Here is a 12,759-nt window from a genome sequence, read left to right on the forward strand (position 1 = left end):
CCCCAGGTTTAGTTATGGGACATTTAAATTTTCCTTTCACTCAATTTTAGAACTAGGGAAGCATGGTGAAGTAATTTTTCAGAGTAAAGCGTTTGCTGGAGTTGCATGAGAGCAGAGGTTTCTTAGGGAGCAGTTAACAAGAGGAAAAATATGCCAGTATTGTGCCTGTTCGATTACTGAGGTTTACTAATTCTTTTGGTATAAGAATGAATAGGGCAGGCGGGATAATTGCCGTATCGTCCATAGGGTTACTGCAAGGGTACCCAAGAGCAGAAGAGGTGCGTCGGTAAAAATGTTCATGGGTACATCTGAACCCTCTATCTTGTAGCACGCTTATTTTGTATAGTAATTGTATCTTTGCGCTGCCTCTTAATTTTGGGCCTTGGTCTGCTGAAGCTTTAGGCAATGTATTATTGCTATAGATACCGGTTAGCGGACCGCGCTGCTAAGAATGTACCGGCAGAAAAAAATAAACATGATGAAACAGCCCAATGCTGTCCACATTGGGCTGTTTGTTCTATCTATCTATCTTCACTCACCCTTGGCAGCATCGTGAACGCTTATTGGGATGAGAATTCCATAATATTGATTAAATTACCTTTTATTCGTCAATCGGTAGCGTCTTCCATGCGATCACCTGCATCCTCCATGCGATCACCTGCATCTTCCATCGTTTGGTCTATATTCTCACCCGCACGCTCAGCCGGTCCCTCTTGTTCACAGCCGCTTAGCCAAGCACTTCCCGAAAGAAGTAGGGCAATGATTACAAGCTTAATTTTCATCATTTTTATGATCCTCTCTATTTCATAGGGGTTTAAAAGATTAGTTTATTACTACGAGTTTCTAAAGAACAATAGTTTATTTTTTAAATATTTCAAGCTAATTATAAATAGACTGGCCATCTTTATAAATTTCTTCCTTATTTGCAACCTCCTTATTATTTCGACGCAGGAATGGTTAGCTTAGTCCCCACCGATAATTGGTTGGGATTTTTGATCTTGTCCTTGTTTGCCTTGTAAATCAAGCGCCATTTATTGGCATCGTCGTAGACTCTCGCGGCAATAGTAGAGAGAGAATCACCCTGTTGAACAGTGATTAATTTTGAGTTAATTCCTTCTCCTTCCTGGCCTTTTCCCGAAGGTTTGGGTTGTTCTGATTGAATGGGAGGAAGTTTGGTAGATTTAGAGCGGGAAGAGTCCGTGTTCCCCAGCTCTTCCGCTGTTGGAACTTTTCCTCTCTCGTAAGGTTCCTTGGAGGTTTGTTCAAATGTGTCTTCCTTATTTGGGGTGTCGGCCTGTTCAGGGGGTGCCTGGGCAGGCATCTTATCCTCCCGCGCTAGCTGTGGAGAAGACTCTCTGGATTTCTCGAATTCAGCCTTCTCTTCCTCCCTATTTAATTCCTCTAAAATCGCGGCAAATTCGTCCTTTTCATCTTCTGGCGTGGTTTTCTTTTCTTTAGGAACTGATTTATATTTTTGATCGTCCGCAGCTAGTTCAGTAGATCCGGGTTCCGTGGATTTAGTTGCACTTACTTGTGGAACGAGTGCATCATTATCCTTGTTGCTCACCTTTACTTCTTCATCCTGGCGTCCAAGGTATACCCACACCGCACCTGTTGCTAATACTACAATCAATAAGAGCACAATGACTATGGATAAAATTCCACCGTGGCTTTTAGCGGGTCCGTACACAAAGGATTTAGGGGTGGACCGGCGGTAGTGGCCATGAATGTTGGGTCTAGAATGGGCCATACTTATTCCAATAGTGTTTTTTAAGTCAGTTAAAGTAGAAATAAGAGATAAATAGACTTTCATTTTTATCTTCCCTATTTTTTTAATATTCTATTGAGACGTAATAAATTTATAGTACAATCAAACTGTTTTTGCAGTTAAGATTTTTTTAGGTGCGAGATGCAGGCCCTTAATAGTGAGCAGTCCTTGAGCCTGATAAATGTGTCGGAAGTTAGTGAGTTACATTTTTGATGGTGCTAAAAACCATCCGAGTTGAAAATATTAAATAGATTTGGCTTCTCAGATAGGTAACCAGTAATAAATTTGGACTTGCTAGATGCAAGATATATACGCTATGGGCGAATCATCCGGTAATTAATATCTTCATCCTCAGCGATACCCCGGACCCAGGTATCTGGGTGGAAGAGGAGCTGCATTGGCACTGGATGCGCCAGGATTTAAATTCTCACGCCCTATTAATAGGGATCTATCAATCCCTGTTTCTATGTATACACGCAGTATTCACTCCAACCGACGCTTTTGAGAGAAAGGGCTATTCCTGATCCCGGAAGAGACCTGGCCACCACCGGTACTTGTCTTACTGCATGAAACGCTTGCCAGCCTACCTGTTCAAGAGAAATGCTGTTTATTCTCTGATCTAGAGCCCTAAAAACCCTATCCATTGAGTTATCTAATACCGGCTAGAGAATAAAAGTCTAGACTATATAAAGGATAAAAGCTCGTAAATTATTGAGCAATGATTTAAATGACCCAAGCTAATTTTTGAGATAGGAAAAAAGATATGATCCAACTAGATGAAGCACAGAATCGCTATCGAAAAAACTTTATTATGATACTGTTGGTATCCATTCTGGCAGTATTTTTAGTGATGATTCATGAGTACCTTATTGCCATTCTTTTAGCGATTATTTTCACAGCCCTGTTGTATCCTGTTTATGCTTGGATTTTAAAGAAATTTAATGGCAGACAGGTGCTGTCGTCAATGACTACGATCCTGTTAGCTATTCTAATGATAGGCCTGCCGTTGCTAGGTTTGCTCGGCGCCGTAGCTGCCGAAGCAATTCAAATTAGCAATAGCATTGCCCCCTGGATAGAGAAAAAAATTCCTGATCAGAACGCCTCCCCCCTCCACGAATTTCCACAGTGGCTGCCGTTTGCTGATCAGCTTGAGCCTTATAGAACGCGGATTTTAGCTAAAGTAGGGGAGTTTGCCGGTAATGCAGGCGCGTTTATCGCAAGTGGAATTTCTAAGGCCACCCAAGGCACGATCGGTTTCATAGTAAATTTTTTCATTATGTTATATGCCATGTTCTTCTTTTTTATATGGGGGCCGGATTCGCTTATTAACTTAATACGTTATCTTCCCCTTACTGAAAAAGACCGTTCCCATATTCTTGAAAAAGGACTTTCAGTTACAAAGGCGACCTTAAAGAGTATTCTCATCATTGGGGTATTACAGGGAATCCTAGTAGGGCTCGCCTTCTGGGTAGCTGGGATTAAAGGGGCTATCTTTTGGGGTACCATCACGGTAGTGCTTTCTGCGGTTCCCGGGCTCGGTGCCCCCGTTGTTTGGATTCCAGCGGTAATTTATTTGATAGCTACGGATCAAATAGGTTGGGCCATTGGGATGACGTTATGGGGGATAATTATCGTAGGCTTGGTGGATAACATCCTGCGTCCTCGAATTGTGGGCAGCGAGGCCAAAATGCCTGATTTGCTGATTTTGCTAGCTACTTTGGGTGGTATTCTTATGTTCGGAATGGTGGGTGTTATTGTAGGTCCTATTATTGCTGCCTTACTAATCACTGTGCTTGATATCTATGGAAAAGTATTTACTAATCTTTATTCCCAGGCGGAATGACTTAGCAATAGTAGTTGCTTTCTTTCATTAAGTTATCCCTATGATTTCTGGTTTTGCCAGTTCTCTTAACTAAGGGTTTACCTGTATAGAATTATCCTTCTAGAGTGAATATCCTTAAAAAGGATGCTCGTGATTGAGTTCAATCACTTTGAGGTCAAGGAAAAGGAGGAATTTGAAGATCAGTAAAAAGATTAGAACCTTTAAGGGAATTGCAATCCTTTAATTCCAAATAGCGGAAGCTATAGAAGGTATATTGCTAACTGATGAAAATGAGGAATCAGCTCATGAAAAAGATAAATTCGCTTTTAATTTCCGCCGTTGCTTTATCGCTTATGCTAGCAAGCACAGTACTATCCGCGGAGCAGCATAAGGGCATGGAAGGCATGGATAAAGGCCAGCATAAGGGCATGGAAGGCATGGACAAGGGCCAGCAACATAAGGGTATGGAAGGCATGGACAAGGGCCAGCATAAGGGCATGGAAGGCATGGATAAAGGCCAGCATAAGGGCATGGAAGGCATGGACAAGGGCCAGCATAAGGGCATGGAAGGGCAGGAAGAGCCTACCTCTCGTAGCCGGGGAAATTATCCTGATTAACTAGACCTTTATTTTCTTTCTTAGCCTAGATATAAGCAGCAAAGGTCTGTCCGCTAAGCGGGGAGACCTTTGCTTAATAAAGGGAACGCTGCATTTAGCAACGATAATGCATGTACAGAAGAAGATTACGCACCAAAAAATAATTCGTTATGTTTCTCTGCTAGTATTAGTTTTTATTCCTGCCTTGCTCATTGCTTCTACTAAAACCCTTCCTCCTGATTTTTACCAGCAGGTGAATCATTTTCTCACAATCAAGCAAAATATGAGCAAGCCGCTGGTTCTAAAAGCTCATCAAATCGTACAACGAATTGTCAAAACTACTGAAAGCAGGGAAGGCTTCGTCCAGAAAGTAAAGGAATTAAAAGCTTATCTCCGAATCATATGTGATTTATCCCAGTTGCAAACCCTTCAACGGGCGCTTCTCCTTGAAGAAGAAATTAATTCTCACATTGAGTCTTGGAATAAAGAAATTAAACGCAGGCGCGGTACAATCGCCTGGACGGCAATAGCACTGGGCGCCCTTATTGGCTTGCTCATCGTTATCTTTAGAGCCATTCGAGAAGATAGACTAGAGTTAGAGCATCTTCGGAAAATGGGTATTGATGTACTCATCTGGGCGCCTCTTACTATTGGTGGCGGGCTAAGCGTGGGGAATGTGATTGCTGTAAAAGAAGTAGAACATAACCCGATGCTCTTGGTACATCCAGCTGAATTGATAAGGGCTCATTCTGGAGATGTGGCTACCTATGAGATTGAATCTCAATTGAAAGCATTTTTAGCAACAAAAGATAAATCGTCCCGTTTCCAAGAAATACAAAAAAAAATCCAAGCCTTGCATTCCAAGGCTCCCGAACGAGTGAGTTCGAGAATACGGTATATGAAAAAGGTAATAGAACATGCGCCCCAAGAAGAATTGGGAATCTCCAAAAAAGAGCAGTGGGAACGGCTAGAAACCCTACAAAAAAGTCTTTCTAGCGAGTTTTCCTCAGCTTCAACATCAATTTCTTGGTGGGATGAGTTACGCTATTTCCTTAGCGATTATAGCTATAAGATTGCAATAGTCGGCGCCATCTTAGGGGCCATTATTTTTCTCCTCCCCTTGTGCTTCAGCAATGGATGGTCCTGGCCATACGCGATCCTGCTTCTTGTGATTGGCCTCAGCGTGGGTTTATCCCTGGGCCAGATGGGGGCAGAACTCATAAAGAAAGAAACACCCCAGGAAATTCTTTACCATGAGGCCGCATTCTGAAGAAAGCTTGAGAGATTGGAGTTTCGCCATGATGGATAGCAGTTTTGTTCCTACAAAACCTCATCCGCCTGGAGAATTCGCGCTTCAATGGGTGCCTTGGGCTGGCCACGACTTAGCGCGCAAGGCCCTCAGTTGGGTATCACCCTCCACGCGCATCACTTCTCCTCCTCCCGAGGATAGGTCGCGCTATTGGCAACGGGAAAATCATAGCGCCAATTCATGGCAAAACGCAAGTAACCTGGCCCTCGCGCTCGCAGCAAAGCTACGCTTCGCACGCTCGCTAGGGGGTCGTTCACCATCCATGGAGAACTCCAACGCCCCGAAATTGCCGGTGTTCGTCAATTTCCAGAACGAGATCGGCCCGCCCTGGCATTTCATCCAACAGGTATTCCGTCAGCCGTTGAAAGTGCATAATAAAACGCCGCAGTTCTGATGCGCTCATGGCGCGCCGCTCTTCTCTATTGCTCTGTCCGTGCCGCAACGCTTGGGCAAGCTGCTGTTCCTGCTCTAGCCGCTGCCTATAAACTACCTCGAAGGTAGGTATTTCAAGAAAGAGTAGGGCATCCAATAAACCGAACAATTGCGCATACTCATTTTCCAGCATCCCATTGACATAATGGCGCCACGCGCCTTCCTGATCTTCCCGTGCCTCCAGAATGTTAACAGGTTTAGTCAGGCGCGGCGCAGGCTCTGGCCTGGCTCCCACACACCACCCTTCAAACAAAATAATGGCCGGTTTTCCTTGAAAAGCGGTCCATTTCTCCCGCGGCAGAGGATTATCCATGGCCTTATCAAAAACCGGCAGCAAGGTTACGGTGTCTGGGTCCGCCCTTTTCACGGATGTCAAAATTTCCATGGCCAGCGATACATCATGCGTCCCTGGCACCCCCCGGGTCTGGAAAAGAGGGTGAACCTGATCCGCTAAGCGGAGGCGCTCAGTCTGGCTAAGGTAAAAATCATCCATGGATAAAATAGCCGTCCGCTGGTCAAAACCGGCCTCAAGAATAATCTGAAGCAAGCCGCAAAGGGTAGATTTGCCTGATCCTTGAGCCCCGCTTATTCCAAGGACTAACACTTCCTTGGAATTTCTTGCTCTCTGCATTATTATCCAGTGGGCTAAGGGGAGATAAATCCGCCAGAGAGTTTCTAGTGGCGGAGGATTTAACCGCAACTGCTGGCATCTAGCCTTAAAGGTGGGATAAATTAAGGGTAGCAGACGGCATTTAGTTGCTAGCCGCTGCTGGGTGCAGGTTGTCGTCCTGGAGGCACCCCAGAATCGGCCTGTATCCCTTTCTAATCGCTTTAAGAGCAAATGGGCGTGGGCATCGAGATCAACAAATTTCTTCCCTTCTCCTAGCCTGCGGAGAACATCAAAGACTAATTCATCCGCTTCAATCAATTCGGACATCTTCGATCCTCTTTTCTCTCCAGGTAAATTGTAAAATGCTATGATTCGTTATTGAACATACAATTGTCCTAGAGGAGCTGGTCCCTTGTCATCGCCAACCCATGAGACTTTCGCCCATTCCATCCCCAAGGGTAAACTCGTTAAAGCCTTCAGCGCGTTTCTTTCCCCAGAAACTATTCTTTTTGAAGAGGAAGATTTGCGCCCCTATGAGTGTGATGGGCTTTCTGCCTATCGCGTCCTCCCCTGGATGGTAGTATTACCGGAAACAGTCGAGCAGGTCCAAAAAATCTTGCAAATTTGCCATAGTTGGGATATCCCGGTGGTGGCGCGAGGGGCGGGTACCGGCCTTTCCGGTGGAGCCTTACCCCTGAAAAACGGTGTGTTACTCAGTCTTGCGAAATTTAACCGTATTCTTGCTATTGACCCTATTAGCCGCACGGCCCGAGTGCAACCGGGGGTGCGAAACCTAGCCATTTCTGAAGCAGCTGCCCCCGCCGGGCTCTATTACGCCCCTGATCCCTCTTCGCAAATCGCCTGCACCATTGGTGGCAATGTGGCAGAAAATTCTGGCGGCGTCCACTGCCTTAAATATGGTCTCACGGTTCATAATATCCTTGGATTAAAGATGCTGACCATGACGGGGGAGGAGATTTCCCTGGGAGGTGAAACCCTTGATTCTCCTGGCTATGATCTCCTGGCCCTCATGACGGGATCGGAGGGGCTGCTTGGGGTCATCATCGAAGTCACGGTCAGGCTTTTGCCCCTCCCCGAGCGGGCCCAGGTGATTTTGGCGGCCTTCGATAACGTGGCCAAGGCAGGCGCCGCGGTAGGAGGGATTATCAGCGCGGGTATTATCCCCGGGGGCTTGGAGATGATGGATAATCTGGCGATCCGGGCCGCCGAGGATTTTGTCCATGCAGGCTATCCCCAGGAAGCCGCCGCCATTCTGCTATGCGAGCTAGACGGTACCCAGGCGGAGGTTTCTCATCAGATCCGCAAAGTCCGGGAATTGCTGCTGAGCCATGGCGCCATCGAAATTCGCACAGCCCTGGATGAGCAAGAACGGGCAAAATTGTGGCAGGGGCGTAAGGCGGCCTTCCCGGCTGTTGGCCGCCTGGCACCCGACTATTACTGCATGGATGGGACCATTCCCCGTAACCGCCTGCCCCAGGTCTTAGAACGGATTAACGAGCTTTCTCAAGAGTTCAATCTTCCCGTGGCTAACGTTTTTCATGCGGGGGACGGAAATCTGCACCCTCTCATTCTCTATGATGCTAATCGCCCTGGCGAGCTGGAGCGGGCTGAACAGCTTGGGGCTAATATCCTGGAGCTTTGTGTTGCCGTTGGCGGTACTATCACGGGTGAACATGGGGTAGGAATAGAAAAAATTAACCAGATGTGCATCCAATTTGGCACCGCTGAACTACAACAATTTCACGCCCTCAAAGCTGCCTTTGATCCCAAGGGCCTGCTTAATCCGGGGAAAGCCGTTCCTACTTTGCATCGCTGTGCCGAATTTGGGGCCATGCATGTCCATCAAGGTAAACTTCCTTTTCCAGAATTGGACAGATTTTAAGTCAAGATCCGATTAATAAAGGCCACGCTAAACACTTTAACTTAGCGAGCTGCCATTGCCATAGGGTCGGGTGATAATTTCGAGGAGGTGTCCGTTAGGGTCCTCAAAGTATACGCCTCGACCGCCGTCGTTGTGGTTGATTTCACCTGATCGGTTTTGGCCTGGATCGGCCCAATAAGGAATATTGCGCTCGCGAAGGCGGGCGAAGATTTCATCAAACTCGGTTTCTGTAATAAGGAAAGCGTAGTGTTGCGAGGCGATCTCGCCATCGGTTTCGTAGAAATCCAAATTTACCTTGTTATCCATCTCAACCACCAGGAACGGGCCGAAGGGTTTAGCCTCAGGTAGTCCAAGTATCTCAGTCAGAAATTTTGCCGATTGCTCCTGGTTGTGTGACATCACAATGGTATGGTTGAGTTGCACAGCCATAGCGCTCTCCTTTATTTTAATCTTAAAAGATGCACGGGACTTTACTCCTCTGGACAGCTTAAGCATTAATAAGTTTAGAAACGCTTTGAAATATTTTAAATACCCAGCCTAAGAAGGCGGGCGTCAATATGGCCGTCTATTCCAAGAAATGTCCGCAGCCACGATATGTTTTATCCGCCAATTTGAGAATCACTTGGGCTTGGAACTGTTCACCGCTCATGCTGTCAATGCAGGTTCCCGGTGTGATTAGGATCCGTAGTCTATGTGTCCCTGTTTTGGTTTCGTAGATAGTGCTTTCGCCGCTTGTTGTTGGATTCATCTCAGGTAGAGGAATCCTGGTCTTACCATAATCCATCAGCAGATGGATTTCGCCTTTCTTGATGATTTCCATTATCCAGCCCGGCTCGTTGCCAGTAGCACGGAAACCCACAGGCCAGAAAGAGTTTGGAATGCGCGCCTCGCGTTCCTGGTTGCGGCGGCAACCCTGATAGCGTTTGTCGTTGATCTCGAGTATGGCGCTATCGCCCTTATGCCAAAAGAGCATCTTTTTTCCTTTATATTTAGCGCCGGACGCGGCGCGTACTTGAGCTAATGTCTCGCTGCGGCCCTAGGGAAGATACAGAGTAATTTTGTCGGGATCGCTAACTGTGCTAAGGACAAGGTCGTCACACTCAAATACCCAAGGGCGAGGAGGTTTTTGCTTTACGTTTGGTGGGAGCGCCACGCGTTTCCAGGAACTTACCGTTCCAGAGATAATTTTTTTCTGCAATCCCTAATGGGAGTTGTTGTTTACTGGCTGGTCGGCAGAATGACTACAGGCGATTAGAATTGCGAGCCCCATAACCGTCAATATGAACTTTATTTTAGACATAATTAGGATTGATATTAGCATAGCGTTATAAAATAAAATCTGATTTTTTCCTTTCTTAACAAAGCATATATTTGTGATCTTGGGATGGTTGAATTGCCAGAAGATCACCAGCATGGGAGCTGATTTATTCTACTTCCCCATCAAGTCGCTTGTTCAGAACATAGAAATTCATAAAACACAATCTAGCACTCTCCCATCGCAAATCAGAAGTTCCATGACGCCTCTAAAAATTAGCGGAGCTAATGGAGCGGCGGTACTTGTCTTACGTAGCAATGCCAATAGATGATTAAAGTCTGTTGGTAAAAAGACGAAGTTACTAGAGGTAGGCTATCGTTTAAGAGTGGGATTGATGATTTCCAATCCATAAGTAGACAGGTTTCCTTTGATTCTCAAATTAATATCAATTTATTGAATAAATTACTCTAAAGTAATGTTTGGGGATGAGGCTAGATTTGGGTCTTTGTTATTCTAAACTACGGGAAAGAGAAGTTTATGCATAAAGTTGTGTTTGTTCTCATTGTTACAGTGATCTCTGGCTGCGCTAGCCAGGCTGGACCCTTCGTCACTAATATCAGCAGCGATGGTAGAGGTGGTCTCGTCGTAGAAAAATGTATGGTCCGGCTTGATAGAATGATTAATACAGTAGAGGCAGCCAGCTGCACTAACACTCCGATTGCGCTCACTAACGGCAGGTAGTTTGTTTTTGGTATGAAGCAGGTCCCATAAAATAATCAGGGAATTAGGATGGGTAAAAAGGACATCCTGTGAAGAATAATTACATATTAATCGATTACGAGAATGTTCAACCAAAGAGTTTGGCTGTTCTCAAAGATCATCCATCTAAGGTACTGGTTTTTATAGGCGCTAATCAAACTAAAGTGCCATTTGATTTTGCTTCATCGCTACAATCCTTAGGCGGCAATGCCGAGTACGTGAAAATCGCTGGAAATGGTTCCAACGCTCTGGATTTCCATATTGCGTTCTATATAGGTCAATTAGCGGAGCGGGACCCGAAAGGCTATTTTCACATCATCTCGAAAGATACTGGCTTTGATCCCCTTATCCGGCATTTGAAAGAAAAAAAGATATACGCTCAACGAGAAAAGGAGATATCCGAGATACCTTTTCTAGGCGTTTCGAATGCTACTTCATCCGAAGAGAAAATAGTTGCTATTGTAAAAAGCCTTTCCTCGCGTGGTCATTCCCGGCCCCGCAAGGTTAAAACTTTAGCAAATACGATCAACGCATTGTTCATGAAAAAGCTTGGAGAAACTGAATTAATGCGTTTGATTGAACAATTGCGCCAGCAGAAATATATTGTGATAGAGAACGAAAATGTTAGTTATAAACCACCCATTAGCCATCCCTAACAAGGCCGTGAATCGATTGCCTCACTGGTTTTATTCTGTAGGAAATTCCGGCTGAGCGTTCTGGACGTTAAGATGGAGGCAAGAGGTGTTGCCTTCTCGGTATCAGCGGTCCCAGTACAGGTCTTCCACGGAGGTTTTGCCACTAACTTCTGCCTCTCTCCTCTAAGCTCCTTCGAAGGAGTACAGGGATGTACGACGACCCCCTAGCGAGAGTGCGAAGTGGAACGGCGCATCGAGCGCGAGGGTCCCATAAAGTGATGTTGGCGGCGGGCAAAATTCGCGGTAAAATAAGCGCGGCTAGAGGGTGCTTGCAACACCACCTAGCCACTTGCCACCGACCCAATGAGAAAAGCATTGAGGCCATGACCGAGCACGATTCTACCACTGTTCAGCGGTCCTATACATTCCGCTTCTACCCCACGAGTGTCCAGCGCCAGCAACTGGCTATGGAATTCGGCCATGCCCGGTGGGTATGGAACACCTGTCTGACCTGGCGGGGCCGTCAATATAGGGTACATGACAAGCGCGTGACTGGCGTTGATTTTAGCCGCCAGCTCACGTTCCTCAAAGGGTTAGGCCCGTACGCTTGGCTCAAGGAGGCCAGCGCCACCTGCCTGATCCAAAAGCTCAGGGACCAGGACACGGCCTTCAGGCATTTTTTTGCGGGGCGAGCGAAGTATCCCCGTTTCAAAAAAAGAACGCATACCCAAAGCATCCGCTATCAACTCGATCAACGTCAGGTAGCAGGCATGTATCGAGCGGGCGAGTTTCTTAAATTGCCCAAACTCGGGGCACTCAAGCTCAAGTGGTCCCGCAAGCCCCAGGGCATCCCCAAGATGGTGACGGTCACCCAGGATTGCGTCGGCCGTTATTGTGTTTCGTTCATGTGCGAGGAAACCCTCCAACCCCTACCGCGAAAGCCAAACGGTATCGGTGTTGATTTAGGGGTGTGCGATGTGGTGGTGACCTCCGAGGGCTGGAAGTCCGGTAATCCTCGGCACCTACGCACGCATACCCGGCAACTCAGAAAAACCCAGCGCAGGCTATCCCGCAAGCGTAAGAGCAGTGTTCGTTGGCATCGTCAGCGGATACGGGTTGCTAAAGCTCATGCCAGGGTGAGCAATACCCGCCAGGATTGGCTGCACAAGCTCACCACGGCGCTGATTCGCCAGGCGGGGTTCATTGCCATGGAAACGCTCAACGTCAGGGGCATGATGGCCAATAGACGGCTATCCAAGGCGTTGGGCGATGTGGGGATGCATGAACTCAAGCGGCAAATGGAATACAAGGCTAAGTGGTATGGCCGCGAGTTTAGGCAAGTAGACCGCTGGGCGCCCACCAGTAAAACGTGCTCGGTGTGTGGCGCAGTGCAAAAAGCCATGCCGCTCAAGGTCCGCGAGTGGACCTGCCCGGACTGCCAAACAGCCCATGACCGCGACATCAACGCGGCCAGAAATATTTTAATTTTAGCTACCGGCGGGAGGCCGGGAAGTCATGCGCGTGGAGGAGTATACCAACCGGCGGCGGCTTATGGCTGCTAAAGGACTCCATGGAAACGCGAATTGCAGCAAGGCGAGTGAGCTTGTCGGGAACAAGCGAATGAGGCTTAGCCGCAAACTCCAAACATAATAAGTATGACCGTTAATATA

Annotated in this window: 12 protein-coding genes and 1 pseudogene; 7 read left to right on the plus strand and 6 right to left on the minus strand. The window is 46.8% G+C overall.

Annotation, left to right across the window (positions count from 1 at the left end):
* Positions 1 to 608: 608 nt before the first annotated feature.
* Positions 609 to 785, minus strand: a complete 177-nt coding sequence (locus tag NOC_RS17630; protein ID WP_002812986.1) for a hypothetical protein — start codon at positions 783 to 785, stop codon at positions 609 to 611.
* Positions 786 to 937: 152 nt separating this feature from the next.
* On the minus strand, positions 938 to 1,813 hold the full coding sequence (locus tag NOC_RS02715; protein WP_002812797.1) for a LysM peptidoglycan-binding domain-containing protein: 876 nt from the start codon (positions 1,811 to 1,813) through the stop codon (positions 938 to 940).
* Between the two features lie 718 nt (positions 1,814 to 2,531).
* Here NOC_RS02715 and NOC_RS02720 point away from each other — a divergent pair.
* The 3 genes from NOC_RS02720 to NOC_RS02730 all read left to right on the plus strand — a co-directional run bounded on the left by NOC_RS02720 (position 2,532) and on the right by NOC_RS02730 (position 5,456).
* Complete coding sequence (locus NOC_RS02720; protein WP_002814257.1) at positions 2,532 to 3,611, plus strand: AI-2E family transporter; 1,080 nt, start codon at positions 2,532 to 2,534, stop codon at positions 3,609 to 3,611.
* A 284-nt stretch (positions 3,612 to 3,895) separates the two neighbouring features.
* The gene (locus tag NOC_RS02725) at positions 3,896 to 4,207 is read left to right on the plus strand and encodes a hypothetical protein (protein WP_011330365.1); all 312 of its coding nucleotides are present in this window, start codon (positions 3,896 to 3,898) and stop codon (positions 4,205 to 4,207) included.
* A gap of 106 nt (positions 4,208 to 4,313) precedes the next feature.
* A complete protein-coding gene (locus NOC_RS02730) occupies positions 4,314 to 5,456 on the plus strand; it encodes a hypothetical protein (RefSeq protein ID WP_002812656.1) in 1,143 nt (380 codons plus the stop codon).
* A 155-nt stretch (positions 5,457 to 5,611) separates the two neighbouring features.
* On the opposite strand, the gene NOC_RS17635 is transcribed toward NOC_RS02730, so the two are convergent.
* Both NOC_RS17635 and NOC_RS02735 read right to left on the minus strand, forming a co-directional pair.
* Complete coding sequence (locus tag NOC_RS17635; protein WP_002812691.1) at positions 5,612 to 5,755, minus strand: hypothetical protein; 144 nt, start codon at positions 5,753 to 5,755, stop codon at positions 5,612 to 5,614.
* Positions 5,749 to 6,864, minus strand: coding sequence for a hypothetical protein (locus NOC_RS02735; protein WP_002813661.1), 1,116 nt, complete (start codon positions 6,862 to 6,864; stop codon positions 5,749 to 5,751). Before NOC_RS02735 ends, NOC_RS17635 begins: the two co-directional genes overlap by 7 nt.
* 85 nt (positions 6,865 to 6,949) lie before the next feature.
* Here NOC_RS02735 and NOC_RS02740 point away from each other — a divergent pair, with 85 nt between their 5' ends.
* Entirely contained in the window at positions 6,950 to 8,440 is a 1,491-nt protein-coding gene (locus NOC_RS02740; RefSeq protein WP_002813112.1) for an FAD-linked oxidase C-terminal domain-containing protein, read from the plus strand.
* Positions 8,441 to 8,476: 36 nt separating this feature from the next.
* On the opposite strand, the gene NOC_RS02745 is transcribed toward NOC_RS02740, so the two are convergent.
* Both NOC_RS02745 and NOC_RS02750 read right to left on the minus strand, forming a co-directional pair.
* Positions 8,477 to 8,869: a VOC family protein gene (locus tag NOC_RS02745; protein ID WP_002812284.1), complete on the minus strand. Its 393-nt coding sequence runs from the start codon at positions 8,867 to 8,869 to the stop codon at positions 8,477 to 8,479.
* Positions 8,870 to 9,005: 136 nt separating this feature from the next.
* Positions 9,006 to 9,452 (minus strand): annotated as a pseudogene (locus tag NOC_RS02750) (MliC family protein); the annotation flags it as partial.
* 780 nt (positions 9,453 to 10,232) lie between these two features.
* Between NOC_RS02750 and NOC_RS02760 the strand changes: the two are divergent.
* The 3 genes from NOC_RS02760 (at position 10,233) to NOC_RS02770 (ending at position 12,651) form a co-directional block, all read left to right on the plus strand.
* Complete coding sequence (locus tag NOC_RS02760) at positions 10,233 to 10,436, plus strand: hypothetical protein (RefSeq protein WP_036497914.1); 204 nt, start codon at positions 10,233 to 10,235, stop codon at positions 10,434 to 10,436.
* 68 nt (positions 10,437 to 10,504) lie between these two features.
* On the plus strand, positions 10,505 to 11,110 hold the full coding sequence (locus NOC_RS02765) for a PIN domain-containing protein (protein ID WP_011330366.1): 606 nt from the start codon (positions 10,505 to 10,507) through the stop codon (positions 11,108 to 11,110).
* A 257-nt stretch (positions 11,111 to 11,367) separates the two neighbouring features.
* Complete coding sequence (locus tag NOC_RS02770) at positions 11,368 to 12,651, plus strand: RNA-guided endonuclease InsQ/TnpB family protein (protein ID WP_002814040.1); 1,284 nt, start codon at positions 11,368 to 11,370, stop codon at positions 12,649 to 12,651.
* The last annotated feature ends 108 nt before the right edge of the window (positions 12,652 to 12,759 follow it).

It is taken from the genome of Nitrosococcus oceani ATCC 19707, from assembly GCF_000012805.1.
GTDB lineage: Bacteria > Pseudomonadota > Gammaproteobacteria > Nitrosococcales > Nitrosococcaceae > Nitrosococcus > Nitrosococcus oceani.